The following is a 23,902-nucleotide window of genomic DNA, read 5'->3' on the forward strand; positions in this document are numbered from 1 at the left end:
ATCTGTGAAGTAAATTTAGGCATAGTCATCTGATAGGGAAACCCCGATTTGGTAAGTTAACTTACTTTGCCATTTAAGTTAACTTACTTCGTCGATGGAGTTAACTTACTTTGCCGATGAAGTTAACTTACTTTGTCGATGAAGTTAACTCCGTGAAATGGAGGAGTGGTACGGCTAGGCTTTATTTATTCGGTAACCTCCCAGCATTTCCATCCTTTATTGGCGCAGATATATACAATGTACGAGCGTACATTATATATAGGGAATTTCAGTTTGGTATCCTTGGCGTAAGCACGTACTTGCGCCACGTCCTCGGGGCGGGGATCGTTTAGCGCCAGCATGTGTTCGGCCTCTTTCGCCTTGAAATACTTGAATTCCACGACGCGATCGTCTTTGTAATAATCCGTGCTGGGTATGCCGGTCATCTCGAAATCGGAGCGGCCCGCCGAGTTGTTCTGTTCGATGGCGAACGTATAGTAACTACTCAAGTAGCGTGAGCAAAGCTCGAAGAAGGAGCAACGGATGAAGTTCTCGTTGATCTTGTCGAATACCTGCGCCGGGAACTGCCCGAGATACTGCTCGAAGTAGTTTTGTACCAACGGTTCGAAACGGCGGTCTTCCGTGAAGCGTTCGTAGGTGGGTACATAACGGGGAGCGCCACCTTCTATATGGTTCATCTCGTTGTAATAGTCCATGTAGATGCTGCGCATCGTGAGGTTGGGTAACACCATACGGTAATTATTCCTCAGCGTGGTCATGCCCAGATAGAAGAGGCTGACGGGATAAAAGGTCTTGTCGAAGAACTTCTTCTTGTTGAACTTACTGGATAGGTCGGCGATGTTGTAAGATAACTCATCATTGATAACCAAAGCATCAAGCATTTCTTTTGCGTTTTCCATGGATAGGGTCAGACGACGGATCCAGCTGATATCGGTACGCAGGTTCTCATCGACCAGTTCAGAGGGGATAAAGCCATTCAGCGCCGCGAAGTTCTTAAAGAAATAAGTCAATATCGTAGAGTTGAACAAAGGCTCGGCTCCCGGACGGAAACGATAACCATCATAATTATTTACGATGAGTTGCCAAAGCTCCTCAAAGGAGTCTTGCCCCATACCATATTTGTCGATGACATACCTTAGGTAAGCGTTGGCCTCCTCATAGGTAAATCCCAGCATATTTAGGAAGCGTGGCTGCAAGGTGAGGATCTCCGCTATATTGTACCCGCTCGTCAGGTCGTCCATCGTTACGGGAAGGACACCCGTGCAGAAACAAGTTCGGATACTGCCTTCGCCAATACCTTTCTTTATTACCTTGAAGAAGGTACGCAGGAAGCTGTCCTTCGTGGTTACTTGCTCATAGAGCGGATCCTTATAGGCGGTTAATAATTGATTGGTGAAATTATCATATTCGTCTATCAATATGTAAACCTTCGGGAGGTCATGCTCACGGGCATACCCCAAGGCCTCTTCCAGCATTTGGGAGGCATTGCCTTTGGTGGTAAACTGGAAGTCTTGGAACAAGTCCCGGTTATGTGTTACCATGATTTCTACCGGTGAACAGTTCAAGAGGTTGAAATTCCGCTCCAACCCCTCCATGTCATCTGCCATGGCCATAGCGGAGAAATCATAGCGCACGATCATGTAGCGGCTATGTTCCTCCGTCGGGTGTTCCCCGATCCAAGTGCCGCCGAACAATTCCTCGAAACGATCGGCCTTGGTGCGATCGTAGTAACAGGCAAGAGTGGAAACGAGTAGGCTTTTCCCGAAACGACGGGGACGCAGGAAGACCGGGGCGTTGTAGTTCTCCAATCCGGGGATAAAGCTCGTTTTATCCACATAATAGAACTTACGCTCCCGTAAATCTATAAAATCCGCTACCGCATAAGGAATCGTTATTCGTGCCATGACATTTCTTTTTTCGTATATTACACAATACTACAAATATACGAAAATTCCTTATGCGATGAGATTTCCTGGACTTATGTTTTCCGGAAAGGGTATTGTTTCTGCCGATGGCGAATAACCCAAATGTAAAAACCAGTGAAATAGAGAAACGGTACGGCTAGGCTTATGAGGATCCATAGGATTCTGGAGAAGTGCCCGAGGAAAGTGCCGAAGTGGACAAAGTACATGGAGCGGACAAGCTTCTCGGCGGCCGGTTTGTCTTTCCATAGGTTTGTGGCGACGACCTTTCCAGTGATAGGATGGATGTAGATATGGTTGCTTCCCGTTCTTTCGAAGTCCCCTTCCTGATACATCCGTACGGAGAAGACAGACGTGTTGTCTTTCGGGAAGAAGATCATTGTCGGGGTTCCCTCTTTGAACTCTTCTTGGGCGGTCGCTAAAACGGAATCCAATGATACCCAATCACCTGTGTATTTATCTGTTTTTGGTGCCGGTGCGACTGCTTTTCCTGCGGATATGGATTCAAAGAAAGATTGATATTCTTTCTTGAACCCGAAATAGGAGCCGGTAAAAGCGATGACCAGCAAAAAGAGGGATGTACATATACCTATGATGGAATGCGACTTGAAAAGCTTGGCTCTCAAGCCCATCTTTCGGTTCACGGAGAAGATACGACGCTTGGGTAATAATAGAAAGCCGGAGAGAGTTAGGAAAATCAACAGGAATCCCGATAAGGCGACGATGGTCGCTCCTTGCTTTTTCAATAGCAGGTTCACGTGAAAGTCGTATAACCATTGAAAAACCTTATGCCGGTATCTGTCCACTCCCGTAACTTCCCCTGTATAGGGATTGACATAGATCTGGATACGGCCTTTCTCATCCGGGAATGTAGTACGAAAACTGTAGGCGCAATCCTCGCCTCCGTATAAGACCATATTATTGATCTTAGCTTGTGGATATTCGTGCCTTACGTTCTCTAGCAAAGTTTGCGGCGACACGGTTCGGGAGGCTGGCTTGACAAAAGCGATATCCTTGACAGATAGTTTTTCAAGTTCCGGCTTGTACACGATCGCTGTGCCGGAGAGGCATATTAGGGTTATTATTAGCCCTAATATGAGTCCGGTGTATAAATGTAACTTTACTATGATCTTTCTAATGATCGAATTATGCGACATGTCTTGTGCCTTTTTTAGAAGTTGACCGCTAGCATAACCATCAGCGTCCTGGCCGAGCCGGGGAATAAAAGATAGTTCCCTTGGGATCCGGTATAATATTCTTGGTTGAATACGTTTTTCAAGTTCGCCGAGATCTTGTAGAAACTGCGCTTGTAAGCCACGAAACAGTCAACCAGATGATAGGCGTCCAGATCGATCGTATGTGCCATGTTTCCGTAGGATTTACCTTGGAAGTACCAACCACCGCCGAAAGATAAGCCTTTAACCGGGCCTTTACGGATTAGGTAGGAGGTCCATAGGTTGAACTGGCTTGGTGAGATATTGGCCAGTTGCGTACCTACGGGATAGGTCTCGTCGTTCGTTTTCGTTACCTCGGCATGCGTATATGCGTAATTGAAGGCTACGCTCCAACTGGGAGTGATCTCTCCGTTTACCGAAAACTCTATACCTTTGCTGGTCTGCTTGCCGATCAGTATCTTATATTCCTCGTCTTCTGGGTCTATCGTCGGCAAGTTGGTCTTCGACAAGGTATAGAAGGCTAGGCCGGTGCTCAAGCGATCGTTGAAGAATGATTTCTTGACTCCCGCTTCCCATTGTTTAGAGGTAATCGGGTCGAATGCCTCGCCATCCTTCGTTTGCCCGGATTGAGGGACAAAAGACTGACTGTAGGTAGCATATAGGCTCAAGTCGGGCATGGGCAGATAAACAAGACCCACACGAGGCGAGATGGCAAAGTTGTTTTCATCCGTTTTTTTATCCTTAATATAATTATCTTGTTTATCGTTCACCCAGTCCGCACGGGCACCAAGCAATAACTTCCATTGATCGGAAAAGCTTACTTGGTCTTGTAGATAGATTGCGTAGGTACGTTGGGTGATACGTAAGTCTGTACTCTGTTCCATCTCGAAATCAACTGGTTCTTCGGAATATTCCGGATGAACATAACTAATCGGGGTGTACATATTCCCTTTTACTTTCCTTCGGTTGGTAAGCCATCCGTATTCCAAGCCCGCTATTACTTTATGCTGGATGAAGCCCGTCTTGAAGCTGCCGTTCAATTCCTCCAATACATTGGTATAATTGATTTTTGCGTCCCAATGTGCCAAACGGCGGGTAATCGTGCTGTCCTTCTGAGGGGTTTTCATCTGGAAATACAGACGATCCTCATGCGTGAAATATTGGCGGGCGGAACTTCTGAATGACCAGTTCTGGTTGAAACGGTGGGTCAACTGGAAACCAACGCTATTATTGGTAAACTTGCCATAGGCCCACGGTTCGCCAAGGAATGTCTTGAATCCGTTATCTATCACCTCATTGTTGATATGCAAAACGCCCGGATCCTGTGTCCTTTTATCCCGGAAGATATCGGCATCGATATTAAGGGTGGTCTTGCGTCCTAAGTCAATGTCGATGACTGGGGTGATGTCGTATCGTTTGCTGTTTTGCGGTTTCCTGAATTTGTCGGCATCTTCATACATTCCGTTCAAGCGGTAACGGATGGTCTTTTTGGTGTTCAGCGGGCCGGAAATGTCGATAGAGGCTTGCTTATAGTCGTAACTGCCGTATCTGATCGTAGCGCCATACCGGGGCGTATATAAGGTCGGCTTGGTGATAAAGTTGATGATACCTCCGGGCTCTACCGCTCCATAAAGGACAGATGCCGGGCCTTTGAGGATCTCTATACGCTCGATACTGGATAGCGCGTCGTTCGAGAACTTTAGGTATCGTACCCCGTTCCTGAAATAGTTACGGGAGTTCGTCATGGAGAAACCACGGGAAGAGAAGACCTCGTTGATGTTGGAAGCCTCGCCGGAAGGTCCGCCTTTCACGCCGCCCAGGTTCCTTACGGCCTCGGTCATGGTGGTAGCCTGTTGGTCTTCCAATAATTTCCGGGTCGCTATGCCTACGGTTCCGGGTATTTCCATCACGGGGATATCCATACGGGTAGCCGAATTAGCGATGTCGGAGTTATAACTCTGTGGTTTTGCCCCGACGATATCTACCTCGGGTAATCCTAATAGTTTGTAAGATAACTGAATCTCCATCTCGTAATTTCCTTCTCCCGCGGGAATATCCCGGATCGCCGAGACGGTGTTGTAACTGTTGGTGATTAGTACGTGGTCCTTCGTGTCCTTTAGTGATAAGGAGAAATACCCATCCGTATCTGAAATAACCCGTATATCCGTACCCTTAATGTAAATGACAATGTTTGCCATCGCCTTGTTGTCTTCATCTACGACCGTACCGGATATGACTCTGGAACTTCCCTCGGATGGCCTACTTTGAGCGACCGTCCGGGTGCCACACAAAACAATCCCGCTAACAATTAGCAGGAACAAATAAAAGTGTCTCATAATGTATAAAAATTAATTACGCAGTTTACATCTCTAATGTAATCGTTCCACTAGTTCCCCAAATCCCGGGAGAATCTATTTCTTTTTTTATCTGGCAGGTTTCCTGACTAACCCGGAAAGCGACCTTCCCATCTTTAGAAAAGACAGTGGCATGAAGAAGCTTTCCTCTTTACGGGTTTTACAGTAGCGGGCTCTGTTCCGGAATCTAACCGAAATTCCCTTTTATAGACTTGCAGAATGCAACGTCTATCACCAAGACATCACAAAAGTATAGTATTGATAGGGTTTTTTTTAATGAAATATGTTAAATATATTGAACGTGTTAAACAATTTGGCATATCCTTATGCGATAGTTTTTCCCGGACTAATCTTTATGGAAAAGTTTTTTCACCATTCAATGAACTTTCCTCTTTCCCGGCGCTTTTCCAGTTCCTCTTGTAAATGTCGTTGGCGATCTTTGGCGATGTAACGACGGGCGAAGATGTTCGGGACAGCTACACCGAGTGAGATACAAAGAATGATGAGTGCGGAATTGATCCCGTTGAAGAATGCGTTTGTGACCTCACCGACTACTCCATGCAGGTTTATAAATGCCAGTAATGAGCGATACATGAGTACTCCCGGAATCATAGGAATGACAGATGGAATCGTCAATACGTGATTGGGAACATGGCACCAATGAACCGCTTTTACGGCAAGGAGGCTGACTACGAAGCTTCCCATAAACGAGCCGATCACAGGACCATAACCTAATTCGAAGTTCACAAAGTTACGGGTACATACCGCAATGATACCTCCTACGGCTACCACCCATAATAATCGGCGTTGAATATTGAATATCATGGAGAAGCCTATGGCGGAGATAGCTGCCGCTAATGCATATATGTAGTACGGGTCATGTGGAACCATATTTAATTCACTGAACTTATGATCTATCTCGACATCATTCATGACAAGTACCCGCATGGCGAATGCGATACCGAAAGTCATGGCGGCTACCATCATGACCGTATTGGAGGCCCGGGTGATGCCGACAAGCAAATGATTGTCTAGCATATCATCCACGAAGTTAATCAAGGGTACGCCCGGCACGATAAATAAAGCGCAGGCTAATAATGGATGATAAGGAGTGTCGGATAGCCCGGAGAAGGAGGATGCGTATGCCAAGCAGGTGGATACGAAAGCGGCCGCGGCGATACTCATATATACGTTAAGTCCAGCCTCGACACAGCGGGCCCGTACCCTAAACCCGACGAAAGCGCAAATGGAAGCGAATAGGAATGCCATCCAGTCGCATCCGAATAGCTTACAGAATCCTCCGCATGCGAATCCCGCTCCGATAGCTACGATATAAGGGGTATAATTCCGGGGTTGGTGAACGATCTTCTCCAGTTCTTCCTCATATTTATCCAAGGAATAATCTTGCTCGATCGCCCGCCATGAAAGCTTGCTTACCTGTGAGATTGTCGTCATGTTAATGCCATGCTTCTCGCATTTCTGGAATTTGGAGAATGAGTTTCGCTCATCGCTTACGTTTACCATGATCATGGTCCACCGGATATCGATATGCAACTTCTCCTCGGGGATCCCCATAAAGGCGGCAACTCGTTTCATGTTTCGCTCGATACGATTCGTGTCGGCGGCGCTTTCCATCAACAACTTTCCTGTACGGAGCAAAAGATCCAGTTTGCGCCGTAACAACAATACTTCCTTGTCTGTCATCATTTTCTTTTTGTTCTTATATTGTCTGTGTATCCTATGTCCTAACCCACGAGGACATGAATCTGAAATGAATGGCAGGTCTTCTGACTAGCTCCCATCCTAATGCCTTCCCGACCCTATCGCGTCAGTGGCGAAAGTAGTATTAGAATGTTCAACAGAGCTTCACAGCAGCGGGACTGTCCCGGATTCTCACCGGATTCCCTTTTAATCCGTACGCCCGAATAGGCACTACGGAACCAATTCGGGCGCAAATGTACGGAATTTTTTTTATATTTACTTCTTAATCATCCGTAGAGACTCTGTCTTTCCTCCGGTTATGATACGGATGAAATAGAGGCCTTGGGATAGATCGCTTACGTTGATGGATTCTCCGGGATTGATCGTGGATTTCCGGACCATTGTTCCGCGAGATGTATAGATCTCTATCTTCGCCGGGGTATCGATATTGATTTGTATCGAGTTAACCGCCGGGTTCGGATAGATTTTCAAGGTCGGCTGCGAGACCTCTTCTATGCTTGTCGGTGCTTCTTCGGTTGTTACGACCATGTTCTTGGTGACGATCTTTCCGTTCGAGTTGAAGCGGACGGTTATTGTAGCCTTCTGATATTCCTTGATATCTGAGGTCGTACTGATGATTAAGGAGTCATTACGAACGATCGCGTTAATCGGGCTGGAGGGAGTAACGGATGAGACTGATTTTACGATGGCGGCATCCATATTGTCCTCATCGGTCACCATATTGCCTAAAGCGAGTTTATAGACTGGCTTTTCCTCGGTTAATACGATAGAGGAAGGGAAACCGGAAGATACTACCGGTGCGGCGTTATCCGGGAAAACCGGGATAGCCGGGAACCAATAGTTGACGATCATCGAATATTCTTGTACCACTTCGCCTTTGTTATTTATACGAGCTAACATGTGCGTAGGATCTTGGAACTCATGATACAAGAAGGTGTATAGCTCGTCGGTTTTTGGGTTAAGGCGAAATCCGGTTCCGTACAAGCGCCAATCCCAGTCCTGTTTTCGGAGGTCGATTAGCTGGAAGAATTGTTTCTTGTCAATATCATACCCACAGATTTGATACCCCGTGAACCAACTGCCTTCTTTCGGTTGTCCGTTCCAGTAAATCTTATTTTCTTTGGCACTGGCGCAGAAACCGTCGGCGGTCCATGCGTACCAAGAGTTTGGAACGACACCGATGGTCTCGCTTAACGGGATCTTTACCGTGTCCACCTTAAAGGTATAGGGGTTCAAGTTCAGCATATATTCCAAGGCGGAACCATCCCCGGCCGTATTCTGGGTCATGCTGATCCAGAGCGTACCATCCTTGGATTGAACGATAGAGCCGAAACCTCGTTGAATCTCCTTCTCTAGCCCTTTTACAGTCTCTTTCTCGATCGGGGCGGCGATGGTACGGATAATTTTATCGGTTTTCGGATCTATTATTAATAAACCATATTGTTGATGGACGGCAAAGACAAGGTCGTTAGCACGTACCATGGTACCGATCTGGGCATAATACAACTCACCGTATCCATCGGCGTTCGGATTTCCGGAACCTTCTATTTGTTTGCCGATCGCCATCTTATCGCTATCGTAGATCCAGATACCGTTGCTGGTTCCTATATAGCCTTTGTGCTCGTCTACCGGAAGATAGGAACGGCCGTCGGCTATGGATTTGCCCTCGGCGTTTTGGGCGATATACTTGAATTCCTTGATCACCTTCATGGTCTTGGCATCGCATACGGCAAACCGGCTTCCGGTGATTTTTGCCCCGGGATCTCGTTCTTGCTTAGAGACTAGGTAGAACTTATCGCCATAGATCGTACCGAATTGCGTGGTACATCCTAACTCATGCCCCGGATTCTCGGTCTGGAAGACACGATAGTGCCATTCTCCATCTTGAGTAAGGAAATTGACGGTACTGTTCTGATGGCCGTACCAATCCTCGTTTACGATAAATGTACCTTGACTGTAATCCATATCCGTGGAACGCAGGATGGAAGATTGTGACGGTACATCCCTCATTTGGACCCGATCGATGCCGGCGGCGATCCATGAGGTATTGCCTTGGGCCATTAGGCCGCTCGTGGCGAACGTACAGAGAAGTAAGGTAATCGTCTTTTTCATAAGCCTTTTATTTTTAAGATTGCTTGATCATATTGTAATTTCATTTGTTCGCTTACCGGATCGGGTACGATGATGGAAGGGGTGGCGATGTGTAAATCCTGCGCACGGATAATCTCCGTCGAGGTCTCTCCGATCCAACCGCAATATTGGTTTACCGCCGTGTATACCTTGATAAAGTCCACGCCGGGTAATTCCACCTTATTGCCTTCCGCGTCCACGGCCCATTCGATATCGAAGCTGTTCAGATCCTTGTAATCGTTCGGATGGTTATCCACGTATCCCCATGGATACGAATAGAGTACGTAGTATTTACCCGTATCACTCTCGTCCGTAGCGTTATCCTTTAACCGGGTACCGGAGAAAGTCAAGGAATTCTCTTCAATCCATTTCGGATAATAACTTTGCGTATGATATATATTTTTCGCTATATAACCGGTATTGCCTTGATTATCTTTCCATGGTACATAAGTAGCGTCACTCCATTGCTGGCCCATGTCTGGCTCGGGGATCTTGTTGGGATCTGGACGATCATAGGTAATGCGATAATTCTTGATGGTTTCCGGTTTATAGTATTCACTACCGGCCAGTTCGTACCATTCATCGTCCGGTAAGCCGTTCAGGTTCGTGTCGAAAGAGACCATGACAATACCGGGCTCGCAGCTGCCTCCCTTTTTCTCTTGATATTCCGGCAGGTCGGAATAGAAAGAGTTCCCAAGGATCATAAAGTCCTTCTTCCCTTTGACGTTGATGACCGTATGGTCGAAGCCGAAGATAACGTATCCTCCGTATCCTCCGAGGGAGATCATCACGTCATTCGTACCGGAGATATTCTCCTCTACCTTTTTCAGTATGGTTTCTTTCGTATCGCCTTCCTCGTATTCGGGCATCGTATTGACGAACTGACCCGGTGCGGGACAAAAGTCGTATACCTTGGATAGGTAAGGACTGTACTCTATATCCTCCTGCATCACCTCGAAACGAAAATCGTGCTTATAGGGGGTCTCCTTATCGATGATCTCGAAGGTCATCTGATAGGTGCCCGTATCTTTCGCAAGGAAGATATAAGAACGTTCGGTAGATACGAGAGAGTCCGTCCCGTTCCGGTGCAGTGTCCACCGATACTCGTCGCCGGTAAAGGCCGGGCTGAGTAGATAGGTTTTCATGCGGGGCAGATAATAGACATCATCGATACCCAAGCTAACCATCTGTATCTTGTCTTGGGTACAGGATAGAAATGCTAGGAAACCTGAAATGAATAGATATAAAACTTGTCTCATAACGCTGTTCTATTTATAAAGGAAAACCATATGGGCGGGGATATCCCCGGTACGTACGCCCCATTTTCGTATCCCGTTCTTATCGTAGCAATAGAGGGTCCCGCTGGATACGTAATTCTTGGCATCGGTGACGAAGATGTCTTTCGTATAGGGATGGACCATGATCCCGTATGGGATACGAATGTCTTTCTCGCTACCGTCGGTGATAAAGTTCGTGCTGATCACCTCTTTGGTACGGACATCTATGATTCCGTACGAGATGCTGTTACTCTGCGTGTTCACGTTCCATTCCGTACTGTAATAGAAAAGGGAATCTCCGCTGATGCAAAGGTTAGAGCAAGGGATATTCAGGGTATCGGTAACCACCATCTCGTTATATCCTTTTCGTTTTTCCAGTACATACAGGTTGGAATGTACCGTATCGTAATCTCCCCGGGAAGTTACCCATAATTTACCGTATTTGTCCGCACGGATACGATGCAGATTGATCCCTACCGGAATCTTTTGAACTTGCTTGAAACGGTTTAGCTCGATTACGGAAACCGTATTGTCGTACTCCGGGGCACGATATCCTCCGGAATTCGCTACGTAGATATATTCACCCAAAATCTCCAACTCATCCGGTTGGTAACCGACTATGACTTTGGCGTCTACTTTCAGGCTGGTCGTGTCTACCCGGTATACGGCTCCTTGTGGGGCGTTCGGGTCGATTTGCACCGGGCCGACATAAGAGGTTACATAGGCGTTTCCCCGGTAAAAACGGATGTACCGGCAGTTGGGAATGTCTATTTGCGTGATCCGCTCGCAAGTCCGGGCATCCAGTACTTCTACTTTATGGGAACAATTGACTACGACATAAAGCTTGCTTCCGTAAATCTGGATATCGTTGCCTACATCGCCCAGCTCCTTGACCACGTTCGGGTTCCGTTCCGAGTAGAGGTTACGGATATAATAACCGTTCACGTAATCCAGATAATCCAGCGTACATTTATTGCTTCCCATATTCCCTTCGTTCACCAAATACATCCCTTGAGGATTCGCCTCGGGATGGATACCGTCGGAAACCAGCTCGTATTCCGAGGGAACTACGATCTCGATCTTGCGGCAGGATGAAAAAGCGCAACCGATCAGGATACCTATTATATATAATGTATATCTTTTCATATCTCGATGGTTAAAGACACTTTGTAATTTCGCTTCGGCATCGGATAATTCAGGATCACGTCGTAATCTTGGCTTAACAGGTTGTTTACCTCCACGGCGGCCTTGATAAGCCCGAACTTGAATTTCAAATCTTTCGACAAGGAAATATCGCTGGTATACCAAGGTTGCGTATAATTGTATTTGATATTTTCCTGCTGGTTATACCGCTCTCCCACATAGATGAAACTGTAGTTGAGGTTCCATCCCTTGAAGGAGGCTTGCGCGATGGCGGAACCGCTGTGCCAAGGGATATAAGGGATTTGATCTCCGTAATAGGTATCCGAGGGATCCGTGAAGTCTTGGGCCTTTTGATAGGTGTATTGTATTCGTAGCGTGACGAATAAATCTTTTACCGGATTGACGGTCGTTTCCGTGCTGACATCTATGCCTTTGATTTCTACCTTACCTAAATTCAACATAGTCCAACGGAATTGCTGGCCTTTGGGATAAGCGATGATCTTGTCTTTCACCTTGTTGAAATAACCATCCGCCTGTATCTTGAAGCGATAGAAAAGATGGTTCTCCCATGTTTTCGTGTAAGCGAAGCCGGCATCATATTGGGTTACATATTCCGGGTTTAATTTGGAGTTTCCCATATCGGCGTAATATAAATCGTTGAAGGTAGGCATACGGAAGATCCGTTTATAGAAAGCGCGTACATTAAAGTCTTGTTTCTCAAACGGCTTGTAGGAGGCGAATACGGCGGGTGTAAGGATTTGCCGGGCTTCCGGTGTGGGGCCTTCTTTTACACGGTCGTTGATAAAGGTCGCCAGTCCGCTGGCCTGTAATTTTACTTTCCCTAACCGGAGCGCCGTGGCGACCGAAAGGAGGTTGGTGAAGCGTTCCGGGTAAACGAATCCGTACATATCGGCGTTCATCTTGTTCCATTGCAAGTCGTAAGAGGCGGATACATCCCAGTTTGAGAGGATGGAATAGACATTCGCGGAGGATAGGTAAATCTCTCGTTGCTTATACAGGTTATCTACATGAATCAGCTTGTCGTCGTTATTCACATAATGCGTACGGTAGAATGCATATTTCGCGTTCACCTGTGTCTTGAATTTGCTATTGATTTCTTTGATATAGGAGCCTTGCATGAAAGAGTTCGTATCCCATACCCGTTCACCACGTCTCCATACGTTGTTTACGATGGCTCCCGGGATTCCTCGTTCGGAATTGTAGTTGTAGAACTTAAGATTCCAAGTACCGTCGCTCATCTTGCCATAAAGTCCGGCCTCTAGGCGGGTGGCGTTGATATCCCCGTTTTCCCGGACGGCGGTCGTATCGTAAGCGATCTCTCCGGCAGGGTTGATACGGCGGTAACGGAATTTGTATTTACCGCTTCCGCTTAACCATTCGGCGCTGAAAGAGGTGGCTACGTTTTCTGATATCTTATATTCGAACAGCGCCGAGGGGTTGATAACATCGAAAGAACCGACTTTCATCGTGGCACGGATATTCGTTGTTTTTCCATCTTCGAAACGAGGACGACGAGAACGCAGATAAAGCGTACCGGCCGCGCCGAAATCTTTCGCGGATTGGAAGATATCGCTCTTCTGGCCATTGTATAAAGAAATCTCCTCGATATTGTCCAAAGAATACATCCCGAGGTCTACTTGTCCGTTTTGTGCGTTGCTTAATTCGATGCCGTCGTAGAAAACACCCATGTGGTTCGTTCCCATACTTCGGATATTTACGGTCTTGATACCTCCTACGCCCCCATAGTCTTTCAATTGGACACCCGAGAAGTAGCGTAAAGCATCTGCTACCGTGTGACTGTTCAAATTTTGTAATTCTTTCCCCGATAGTTTTTGGGAAGGAATTACCTCTTTAAAGCTGAAACTCCGGGCCGTGACCGTAACTTCGTCCAAGTGCTGGATAGAGTCGAGTTTGCTTTGTCCATGGGACATACCTATCGCCAGCATCGATAATACGCAAGCAAGGTATCCCTTTCTAGCAAAGGATAACACCATTATTTAAAACCTGTTTAGAAAATGATTCGTACCAAGCCGCTCTGTCCTCGCGAGCGACTTCTCCCTAACTGGCAGGTCTTCTGACTGACTCCCATCCCGAAAGCCTTCCCGGCTATATTCTTATATACCAGTGGCGAAAGTGTTTCCAGAATGTTTGAAATAGAGCTTCACAGCAACGGGACTGTTCAGGAATTACACCTGATTCCCTTTTAATCCGTAACCCCGGTTGGGCGAAACGGAACCAATTCGGGACAAAGGTATGAAATCTTGTTAATATCCGGGCTATAATTGGAGAATTTCCTTAAATGAAAGGGTTGTACTTGTATTTCACGACTTCCTTTTTATTTAAAGACGCTTGTACGTCGATCAGCCGTTGGTTGCTGCTTCCCCGGAATAAAAGGCTCTCATCCCGAAGGGTTTGTTTGTAGCGGCCATCTACCAATACGTCGATATAGGACAACAAGGCGGCTTGTGCCGGATTCTTTATCAGGTCCTCGAATTTATATCCTGTGTAGCACCAGATCGTCTTTTGGCTTTTTTCCTTGATTGCCTTGGCTACCTCGGTGAAACCTTCCGGCTGGAACATAGGGTCTCCGCCGCTGAAGGTGACGTTGGCGAATTCGTCGGCCAATACTTTATCCACGATCTCTTCCGTTCTTACTTTCTTCCCTTTATGGATATCCCATGATTCGGGGTTGTGGCAGCCCGGGCATTTGTTCGGGCAACCCGCCGCATAGATGGCGGTCCGGAATCCCGGACCGTCTACGGTGGTATCTTCGATGATATCTATGATAGACAACATGGTAATTGAAAATTAGTTGTGGGTGACACGGTCGTTTAGCTCGGATAGCTTGGCGTTGTTCCAACGGTCGGTGGTTCCTACCAGATAGCCGGTGATGCGTTGAAGTTTGTCCAAGTGTTTGCTGCCGCATTTCGGGCAGGCTTCCAGATTAGGGGTGGAGTTCTCGTAGCCACAATCCAGACAACGGTTACGGTTATGGTTTACGGAACCGTATCCGATATTGTATTTATCCATCATGTCCACGACACGCATGATCGCTTCGGGGTTATGCGTAGCGTCACCATCCATCTCTACGTAGAAGATATGGCCGCCACGAGTCAAATCATGATAAGGAGCTTCTACTTCTGCTTTATGACGGGCACTGCACTTATAATATACCGGAACGTGATTAGAGTTCGTATAATAATCCCGATCCGTGATACCGGGGAGCGATCCGAACTTCTTACGATCTTTTCCCGTGAACTTGCCGGACAAGCCTTCAGCCGGAGTTGCCAGTACGCTATAATTGTGTTGGTATTGCTCCGAGAATTGGTTGGCACGATCCCGGATATACGTAACGATCCTTACGCCTAAGGCTTGCGAATCCTTATCTTCGCCATGATGCTTACCGGTAAGGGCCACCAAACATTCGGCCAGTCCGATAAAGCCGATGCCCAAGGTACCTTGGTTGATAACGGAGGCAATCGAATCGTTAGGCTTCAATTTTTCCGAGCCTAACCATAAGGAAGACATCAACAACGGGAATTGCTTTGCGTAAGCGGTTTTCTGGAACTCCATACGCTCATGCAACTGACGAGCCGTAAGTTCCAGCATATGATCCAGTTTAGCGAAAAATAGGGCGATACGCTCTTCCTTGTTCTCCACTTGCATGCACTCGATAGCCAATCGTACGATATTGATCGTCGAGAAGGAGATATTACCTCGTCCGATAGAAGTCTTCGGTCCGAAACGGTTCTCGAATACACGGGTACGGCATCCCATGGTCGCTACCTCGTGGATATAGCGTTGAGGGTCGTCCGCATTCCAATCCTCGCTTTGGTTGAAGGTCGCGTCGAGATTCAAGAAGTTCGGGAAGAAACGACGGGCGGTAACCTTGCAGGCCAATTGGTAAAGATCGTAGTTACGGTCTTCCGGCAGATAGCTTACGCCTCGTTTCTTTTTCCATATCTGGATCGGGAAGATAGCGGTCTCGCCGTTACCTACGCCTCTGTAAGTGCTTTTTAATAACTCCCGGATGATGCAACGACCTTCCGCCGAGGTGTCGGTTCCATAATTGATGGAGCTGAATACCACTTGGTTGCCGCCACGGGAATGGATCGTGTTCATATTATGGATAAAAGCCTCCATCGATTGGTGTACACGGCTTACCGTGCGGTTGATGGCATGTTGTATGACGCGTCTATCACCGCTTAATCCATCCAAGGTCTGTGTCTGGTAATCGTCGATAGGCTTATTATATAAGTGGGAGAAATCCTGTCCGTATAAATCCTCTAAGGTCTTTACTTCCTCGATAAAGCTATTACGTACGTAAGGAGCTAGGTAGAAGTCGAACGCCGGTATCGCCTGTCCGCCATGCATCTCGTTTTGGGCGGTCTCTAGAGAGATACAGCCAAGGATGCTTGCGGTTTCGATTCGTTTAGCCGGACGTGATTCGCCATGACCGGCGGAGAACCCGTATTTCAAGATGCGATCCAACGGGTGTTGTACGCAGGTCAAGCTTTTAGTCGGATAATAATCTTTATCATGAATATGGAGATAGTTGTTTGATACGGCTTCCTTGACCTCTTCGCTCAATAAATAGTCATCTACAAACGGCTTGGTGGTCTCGCTGGAGAATTTCATCATCATGCCGGCGGGTGTATCGGCGTTCATATTCGCGTTCTCACGGGTGATGTCGTTGGATTTGATATTGATAATCTCCAAGAACATATCCCGTGTTTTCGCCTTGCGGGCTACGCTTCGCTGATTTCGGTAAGCGATATATTTCTGCGCTACGTCCTTCCGGCTACTGGCCATCAATTCCAGTTCCACGGCATCTTGAATCGCCTCTACGGTCATTTGAGGTTCTCCCTTGAATGAGATATGGTCTGTGATTTGGCGAATCAGTTGCATATCTTCTCCCTTGTCTGTATGCAACATGGCTTTACGGATAGCGGTTACTATCTTCTCCTCGTTGAAGCCAACGATACGCCCGTCCCGTTTAACAACTGTCTGTATCATGATGTCGATTAATTTGTGATTGATTATGTGCGCAAAGGTATCGTATTACTCTGTATGATTTTCTTTTTGGAAAACTTTTTGCTAATTAAATTATGTTAATGTGTTTATATATAATAAGTTGAAAAATATTTTGGAAAACTTTGTGTGTTGTATGGTCTCTTTTCTTTTCCTTTTTGGCGATGTTGTACATTATAAGATTCTCTTTGTAAAGCTTTTAAAGAACATAAGCCGGGATATGTTTTTGTTTATATAAAATAATTCATACTTTTGCCCCGTTTTGGTGATGACGTAAAACCATCCGGTTTTGTCATAAAGAGGGAATCCGGTGCGAATCCGGAGCAGTGCCCGCTACTGTAAGCCTTTGTAAAGTAGAAAGCATTTCTCATACCACTGTCTGCGAAAGACGGGAAGGTCGTTTTCTAAGAGGTAAGTCAGGAAACCTGCCAAACGTTTTTTATTGCTGTTTTTCTCGGGGTCAGGAAAGCGGAAATATACATAATAACAAATCGTTTATGAAAAGAAAGTGTTTGTGCGCGGCTTTAGCTGTAAGTTGTGCGATAAACGTATCATTTGCGCAGGTACGTTTACAAGGTAAAGTCGTGGATGAAAGTAATGAACCAATCCCGGGCGCGAATATTCGTGTGTCGGAATCATTAAATGGTACAACAACGGATGCCGGCGGAAAATTTGAGCTGAACCTTCCCGATGGTAGACATCGTATTCGTGTGACTTACCTTGGTTATGAACAGGGCGTGTATCAAACGGATCACTCGGAAAAAGATGTCGTTATTAAGTTGAAAGAAAAGTATGTGAATATCGATCAAGTGGTGGTAACCGGTACCGGTTCGCATCGCCGCATGAGTAATTCCCCTATTCCCGTGAAAGTGCTTACGGGAAAAGACTTGAAAGAGGCGAGCGTAACTAATTTCCAAGATGCGATGACCAAACTGAACCCGAGTATCGTATTTATGGAGAACGGGCAAGGGGCTACGATGAACATGAACGGTTTGACGGAGAAATACGTGGTTATCTTGGAAAACGGCAAGCGTTTGGCCGGCGATGATACCTATTCCCGTATCGATATGTCTAACGTAAAGCGGGTAGAGATCTTGAACGGGGCCGCTTCCGCTTTGTATGGTAGCGACGCGATCGCCGGCGTTATCAATATCATCACGGATGATTCCCGCAATAAGGTGAACGTGACGAGCAATAGCCGTTATGGTAGCAAGAACCAATTCTTGCAGTCGGTCAACGCAGACGTGAATCTCGGGAAGTTCGGTTCATATACTTCTTATCAATATCAACGGGCCGATGGTTGGCAATTAAATCCCTATACGGAGAGTAAAGGCGAGTTGGTTCCTACCAATAAGCAAGCTTCCGAAGGATTTCACCGGAACGTGATCAACCAACGTTTCACGTACGACGCTACGGATCGTTTGTCTTTTTATGTGCGTGGTACATTCTTCGGACGTTCCAGCGATCGCCCGATGCCGATGGATAAAGTGAATACGACCAACTATGATATGCGGAAAGAGACGTTCACCTATGGAGCGGGCGCTCAATACATGATTAATAAGAACTCTTATTTGAACGCAGATTATCTATCGGACAACCATAGTACCTATAAGGATTTCTTTGATGGAAAGAAAAGCGGAGAGAGCGATATGACGAAGCGGATTCATTACCATAACTTGAATGTCAAAGGAATCTTCCGTTTAGGTAAGTATAATAAGCTTTCGGCAGGTGCGGAGTTCATTAAAGAGTTACTGAGTAGCGAGACGGATAACATCGCGGGTAAAAGTATGTACACAACCGCTCTTTATGCGCAAGACGAGATCAATATCAATGAGCATCTCCAAGCGTATGCGGGTTTGCGCTATATTTACCATGAGAATTTTAAGAGTTATGCGACTCCTAACGTGGCTTTGCTGTATAAGGTAGCTGGCTTTAATTTCCGCGGATCGTATGCGGCTGGTTTCCGGACGCCTGAATTGAAGGAGTTGTATACGGAATCGGAGAAGAAAGCGTCCGGAGCGACTCGCCTTACGATCGGTAATCCGGATCTGGACCCGGAGAAGAGCGACAATTTCACGTTGAGCGCTGAATATACGATGCGGTATTTCTCTTTGTCCGTGTCCGCTTTTATGAATAACGTACGTAGCATGATTAACTATAAGATATTGGATACGGCGGAACGGGATGCTTATAACACCGCCCATGGTACGGACTATGATGAGATACAGATGCGTGCGAATATCGATAAAGCGAAGATCAAAGGTATTAACGTAACCTTCAATAGTTATCTGGGAGCGGGCTTTACCTTGAATGGCGGCTATAGTTTCATGGATGGGAAAAACGTATATGAGAATGAGCCTTTGGATAAGACCGTTAAACATAGTGGTACGGTAGCGGCTATGTGGTCTCATACTTGGAATAAGTATAAGCTGAACGTGAATTTTAACGGACGCATCCAAGGGGAACGTTATTCTACTTCTTATGGATACGCGCCGAAATATTCCTTGTGGAACCTCAATACGAGCCATACGTTTAGAGCCGGCGATTTCTTGTTGGAACCGGGAGTAGGTATCGAGAACCTTTTTGATTATGTAGACGATCGTCCCTTTAATTACAATTACGCTACATTGACCCCGGGCCGTACCTATTACGTCAGCCTTCTGGTCCGTTTCAAGCAGTAAACTGTCACATGTCAACTATCAACTAATATAATAATGTATAGGGGATTTTTACGATCCATGTTTGTTTATTCACTCCTGCTCGGGCTCGCCTGTTCATTATGGGCGAAACCCGGGCGGGAGTTTTACGCTTCCGATATCCGGGAGAGCATGGAAAAGGGAGATAAGTTAGCGATCTTAATGGTACATTTCGGGAGTGCTTACCCGGAAGCTCGTACCCAAGTACTCGATGTGATGAACAAGCGTGTCAAGGAGGCTTTCCCAGACGTGGAAGTCCGGCAGGCTTATAGCGCCCGTAGCGTAGTGAGTCGGTTGAGGGCGCAAGGTGTTTGGGTTCAGTTGCCGGCGGATGCCTTGGTAGAGTTGCGTGATCAAGGGTTTACCCATGTGATAATCCAACCGACTATCATTATAGAGGGTGTGGAGATGGAAGCGATCCGCAAAGAGGCGGAACAGCGAAAAGGTTTGTTTAAGGATTTGCGTGTAGGTAATCCCTTGTTATATGATGATACCGATTATGAGGCGGTGATGAAAGCGGTTTCCTCACCTTCTGGAGTGACTAAAAATGGGGCTAAGTTATTGGTGGCGCACGGAACTTATCATGCCAGTAACTCGGCTTATGCGAAATTGGGGTATATGTTCCAGACCAAAGGAATGAAAGATTATTATACCGGAACCCGTGAGGGTTTCCCTACGATCGAGGATGTAGGTGAGCAAATGCGCCAAGCCGGTCATAAGCGTGTGCAGTTGATTCCTTTTATGTTCGTACTGATTCGAGGTACGGAAAATACGGTTACGGATTTCTGGCAGAAAGGGCTACGTCAACAGGGTTTCGATGTGGATATTTATTTGAAGCCTCTAGGTGAGAATCCGGCGATCCGCTCTTTATTTATCGATCACATTCGTTTCGCCATGAAATATAAACGGGCGACGATTTTTGATCGAAAGAAATTATATACACACTGAACAATTGAAAATTGAGAATTGAAAATTGGTTCAGTAAGTACTTTATTTACTGGTAGTCTTCTCCGGTTTCCCAAGCTTCCGCATCATTATATAATGCTTTTAGGTGGTTTACCCAGATCTGACGAACAGCGTCGTAATCGCCTAAGCCTATGATCTTACAATTCTCCAAGCTTCCGTTATGGCTTTCTTCCGTGTCGATCTTGAAGCCCATCTTCAAAAGTTTTAGTCTCCAGCAAGCGTCGGCGTTGGGAGCGGCAGCGCTGAAATCATCACCCTCCTCGATACCCCAAAGGTCATTATGCGCATGGTCTCCGGCGATAGACATGAACGGAGCTAAGGAGATCGTGATCTCTTCCGGTTTTAAGTTGTGATCCTCGCAGTATTTGGTAAGTTTGGAATAGACACATTCCGGATTTGGTTCACCTTTTTCCGGCCAGAACAACATATCTCCGTAATCAACGGTACCTACGAATACATTCTTGTTAGCGGCCAAGGCTTGCATAGCCTCTTCTGTTTCCGTGTATTTCGTATTTGCGTTATAGTTTTTATCCGGGTTACCATGTCCCATTAATAAAAGGATGTTCTTGTTATCAGCCAATTTATCACTGTAGTGGCTGTATAGGACTTTCGCTACGGCTTCCACATCCTCTTCGTCGTACACCAAACAAGGGCTTTTTACGACTTGAACACTCGGGAAAGACTCGATCATGAATTTCTTCTTCACGTCCGTATTCATCAAGCTTAGGTATTCCTCACCCGGGATGATGTGTAAGGACTGTACCGCTACCTTCTTGTAACCGGCATTTCCTAGGGCTTGTAACCAAAGGTCCGGTTGGTAACGTGCGATACCTGTCTCTGCTTCTACACGATTCACACAAGTACGGGAGGTAAATGACAAATAGATGTCCGCATCGGGAAATGCGTTCTGGAAATCGGCCAGTGTAGCGTCGTATGTCTTGATAGACTCCTTGAATGTGCTACCGAATGTACACAACAAGATCGCCGTGTCATGTTTCTTACTTGCCTTTACGACTTCTTCCGCCGGGTTTGCGGTATTGTCGTCGTCTCCATCATCACAGGAGGTAAAAACTGCGCTTGAGGCAAATAGACTCGCCGCAAGCAAAAGGTACTTAAATTTGTTCATCGCATTTAACTTTTAAGATTGTTTATAGTTTATGTTTATTCTGAAATTTCACGATAAAGGAGGCGTACCAAGTCCGTCCGGGAGACGTAGTTCCACGATGGCGTCCGAACGGGGTACGATCCACATAATCGAAGATATTATCGATACCGACATTGATATCTAGGTTCCATTTTTTCTTTTTCAATACGTTATGACGGGTATTCAATCGCCATAACTGATAACTTTTTCCATCACCGTCTGTGATATAAAAGCGGGTGGATTGGTATCGGCCGAACAAGGTGACATCCAATTTATACTTTTTCCACGCATGGTTCCATGCTAGTTTCCAATTGGTATTATGGAATGAGGTTCCATTGATCGGGGTGTAGAGCATATAATTCGGGTCGGCCGGATCATCCGTATATTGTGCTTTGGTATCCGTATAGCTATAGCCTCCACCAATAGCCAAGGAAGATAGGATTTGATAGGTGAGCGATATATCTCCTCCGAAAGAGCGGGCTTTGGATAAGTTCTTGTGTTGCATGCTGGCCTCGATCTCATCCAATCGGTCTTCGGCGCTTGTCGGGATCTCGGTCAAGGCGATCATGTTCTTGATACGGTTGTAGAACCCTGTTACCGTGATCTGCAGGTTCGACGCGTGATATTCCACGCTCGCCGAATAATAATTGGACTTTTGCGGTTTTAAATCCTTATTACCATAATAATGTTTCCACGGGCCGCCACCGATCTGCGTGATATAATCATCGTGCAACTCCTTTAAGGTAGGAGCCTTAAATCCATTTGAGTATGTGGCTCGGATATTGAAGTCGCCTAGTTTGTACATGGCGGAGACTTTAGGGGTAAACGTAGCCCCGAACTCTTGGTGCACGACGAAGCGCCCACCTACCGTCACATTCAACCGATCCGTCGGGTTCCATTCGTCTTGTACATAAGCGGAAGCCGTAAATACGGAGGCTTTCCCGTTCTCGATACGCCGGGGGGATTTCAAATGATCGTATTGATATTCGAGTCCGGCGCTTAGGATATTGTTTTCCCCGAGGTGGAATACGCTTTTGGCTTGTCCTAGGAAACGTTGTTGAGAGGTTTCCAGAATATGTTCCCCCGGATAACGGGTAATACGTAAACCCGTCTCCGGATCGAAGAAGTTCGTGACATCTTTATGATGGTAATTATAGAAATAGCTATAGTTACCATAAGTTAGGTCTACCGAAAGAAAATTCAGTCCTCCCAATGCGTATTTAGCTCCTCCGGCCACATCGAAGTTCCGGTAGAATTGATCATAGGTATAATACTTGAATGCGCCGTGTGGACGATAATTCCATTTCTGGTAAAAAGAGCCATCGGCCGAAAGGCTCAGCCGGTCGTTCACTTTGTAGGTTAAGTTCTCCCTTAACGTAAAGTTCGTGGATCGGTTTACGGTTCGTGTCACGGTTCCATTCATTACCTCGTGATGGTCCCATTCTTGGGTCGTATTTCGCCAGCCGTCCGTATGGGTCGTACTAAGTGAGGTGGTGGAATTCACTCTCTTATGCCCAAAGCCGATTTGTACGCTTTCCAATATATCTCCATACGATCCGACACGAGTCGTATTCGATAGGCTCACTTTATCCCGGTTCTTTTTCGTGATAATATTGATAACACCGGCGATAGCGTCCGAACCATACAGGGAAGAGGCGGCACCTTTTACGATCTCGATACGCTCGATATTGGCGGGGTTGATAATACTCAAGTCGTTTTGTCCGCCGGTATCTCCGTTGATCCGTTTGCCATTGATAAGGATCAAGATGTAATCGTTGCCTAATCCGTTCATCTGGATGCCACTACCCATGTCGCTCGGATTAAAGGTGATGGAAGCGTTCAGCCCTTCCAGAATATCTTGCATACTGCGTCCTTGGTAACTGTCAAGGGCTTTGCCAGTGATTACCTCTGTTTGCACAGGGGCGTCTTTCAGATAGTGTTCGGTACCCGTACCGGTGACCACGACCTCGTTCAATAGCACGGAAAGTTCCTTCGGATCTTTCAATATGCTTTGGGCGCATACCGATTGTATGCACAAAGCTAAAATAGCAGATGCTAAAAGCCTCATATAGTGTTTTATTGGTTCACGAAATAAAACAGCAAGCTTCTATTGATAATGTCTCAAAAAATAAACTGAATTGTTTTTTGTATGACACGTGCTCTTATCCTGAAAGCTTGATGTTATTGTAAGACTTTAGCAGGTATTCTGGCTCTCCTTTGGTTAGAAACCTTCCCATTCCAACTTAGGAACAGTGGTTTTTGAACTTCTAACCAACTTCATGAGGATTACAGCGGCTCACCCGATAAATCAGGGGGAAAAT

Annotated in this window: 14 protein-coding genes and 4 riboswitches; of the genes, 2 read left to right on the top strand and 12 right to left on the bottom strand. The window is 46.3% G+C overall.

What is annotated here, in order from left to right; genetic code table 11:
- Positions 1–185 precede the first annotated feature (185 nt).
- The 10 genes from DWX84_RS19995 to DWX84_RS20040 form a co-directional block, all read right to left on the bottom strand.
- Entirely contained in the window at positions 186–1,904 is a 1,719-nt protein-coding gene (locus tag DWX84_RS19995) for an ATP-binding protein (protein ID WP_122377604.1), read from the bottom strand.
- A 74-nt stretch (positions 1,905–1,978) separates the two neighbouring features.
- Entirely contained in the window at positions 1,979–3,079 is a 1,101-nt protein-coding gene (locus tag DWX84_RS20000; protein WP_044544887.1) for a PepSY domain-containing protein, read from the bottom strand.
- A gap of 14 nt (positions 3,080–3,093) precedes the next feature.
- Positions 3,094–5,433, bottom strand: a complete 2,340-nt coding sequence (locus DWX84_RS20005) for a TonB-dependent siderophore receptor (protein ID WP_009016838.1) — start codon at positions 5,431–5,433, stop codon at positions 3,094–3,096.
- Positions 5,434–5,508: 75 nt separating this feature from the next.
- Positions 5,509–5,705: riboswitch (cobalamin riboswitch) on the bottom strand.
- Positions 5,706–5,820: 115 nt separating this feature from the next.
- Positions 5,821–7,158, bottom strand: a complete 1,338-nt coding sequence (locus DWX84_RS20010) for a threonine/serine exporter ThrE family protein (protein WP_044544886.1) — start codon at positions 7,156–7,158, stop codon at positions 5,821–5,823.
- A 52-nt stretch (positions 7,159–7,210) separates the two neighbouring features.
- A riboswitch (cobalamin riboswitch) is annotated at positions 7,211–7,411 on the bottom strand.
- 17 nt (positions 7,412–7,428) lie between these two features.
- The gene (locus DWX84_RS20015; RefSeq protein WP_044544885.1) at positions 7,429–9,285 is read right to left on the bottom strand and encodes a DUF5074 domain-containing protein; all 1,857 of its coding nucleotides are present in this window, start codon (positions 9,283–9,285) and stop codon (positions 7,429–7,431) included.
- On the bottom strand, positions 9,282–10,562 hold the full coding sequence (locus DWX84_RS20020; protein WP_122377605.1) for a cell surface protein: 1,281 nt from the start codon (positions 10,560–10,562) through the stop codon (positions 9,282–9,284). The genes DWX84_RS20015 and DWX84_RS20020 overlap by 4 nt, the downstream gene beginning before the upstream one ends.
- 9 nt (positions 10,563–10,571) lie before the next feature.
- The gene (locus tag DWX84_RS20025; RefSeq protein ID WP_057326222.1) at positions 10,572–11,726 is read right to left on the bottom strand and encodes a YncE family protein; all 1,155 of its coding nucleotides are present in this window, start codon (positions 11,724–11,726) and stop codon (positions 10,572–10,574) included.
- Positions 11,723–13,738: a TonB-dependent receptor gene (locus DWX84_RS20030; RefSeq protein ID WP_122377606.1), complete on the bottom strand. Its 2,016-nt coding sequence runs from the start codon at positions 13,736–13,738 to the stop codon at positions 11,723–11,725. The genes DWX84_RS20025 and DWX84_RS20030 overlap by 4 nt, the downstream gene beginning before the upstream one ends.
- 52 nt (positions 13,739–13,790) lie before the next feature.
- A riboswitch (cobalamin riboswitch) is annotated at positions 13,791–13,999 on the bottom strand.
- A 40-nt stretch (positions 14,000–14,039) separates the two neighbouring features.
- Positions 14,040–14,540 (bottom strand): anaerobic ribonucleoside-triphosphate reductase activating protein, encoded by a 501-nt coding sequence (gene nrdG, locus DWX84_RS20035; RefSeq protein WP_122377607.1) that lies wholly within the window; start codon positions 14,538–14,540, stop codon positions 14,040–14,042.
- Between the two features lie 12 nt (positions 14,541–14,552).
- The gene (locus DWX84_RS20040) at positions 14,553–16,760 is read right to left on the bottom strand and encodes an anaerobic ribonucleoside triphosphate reductase (protein WP_005867429.1); all 2,208 of its coding nucleotides are present in this window, start codon (positions 16,758–16,760) and stop codon (positions 14,553–14,555) included.
- Positions 16,761–17,021: 261 nt separating this feature from the next.
- A riboswitch (cobalamin riboswitch) is annotated at positions 17,022–17,223 on the top strand.
- 49 nt (positions 17,224–17,272) lie between these two features.
- Between DWX84_RS20040 and DWX84_RS20045 the strand changes: the two genes are divergently transcribed.
- Both DWX84_RS20045 and DWX84_RS20050 read left to right on the top strand, forming a co-directional pair.
- Positions 17,273–19,456: a TonB-dependent receptor gene (locus tag DWX84_RS20045; protein WP_122377608.1), complete on the top strand. Its 2,184-nt coding sequence runs from the start codon at positions 17,273–17,275 to the stop codon at positions 19,454–19,456.
- Between the two features lie 33 nt (positions 19,457–19,489).
- Positions 19,490–20,419 (top strand): sirohydrochlorin cobaltochelatase, encoded by a 930-nt coding sequence (locus DWX84_RS20050; protein ID WP_122377609.1) that lies wholly within the window; start codon positions 19,490–19,492, stop codon positions 20,417–20,419.
- A 46-nt stretch (positions 20,420–20,465) separates the two neighbouring features.
- On the opposite strand, the gene DWX84_RS20055 is transcribed toward DWX84_RS20050, so the two are convergent.
- Entirely contained in the window at positions 20,466–21,563 is a 1,098-nt protein-coding gene (locus DWX84_RS20055; RefSeq protein WP_122377610.1) for a sirohydrochlorin cobaltochelatase, read from the bottom strand.
- A gap of 22 nt (positions 21,564–21,585) precedes the next feature.
- Positions 21,586–23,649, bottom strand: a complete 2,064-nt coding sequence (locus DWX84_RS20060) for a TonB-dependent siderophore receptor (RefSeq protein WP_122377611.1) — start codon at positions 23,647–23,649, stop codon at positions 21,586–21,588.
- Between the last annotated feature and the right edge of the window lie 253 nt (positions 23,650–23,902).

The organism is Parabacteroides sp. AF21-43, from assembly GCF_003635435.1.
Classification (GTDB): domain Bacteria; phylum Bacteroidota; class Bacteroidia; order Bacteroidales; family Tannerellaceae; genus Parabacteroides; species Parabacteroides distasonis.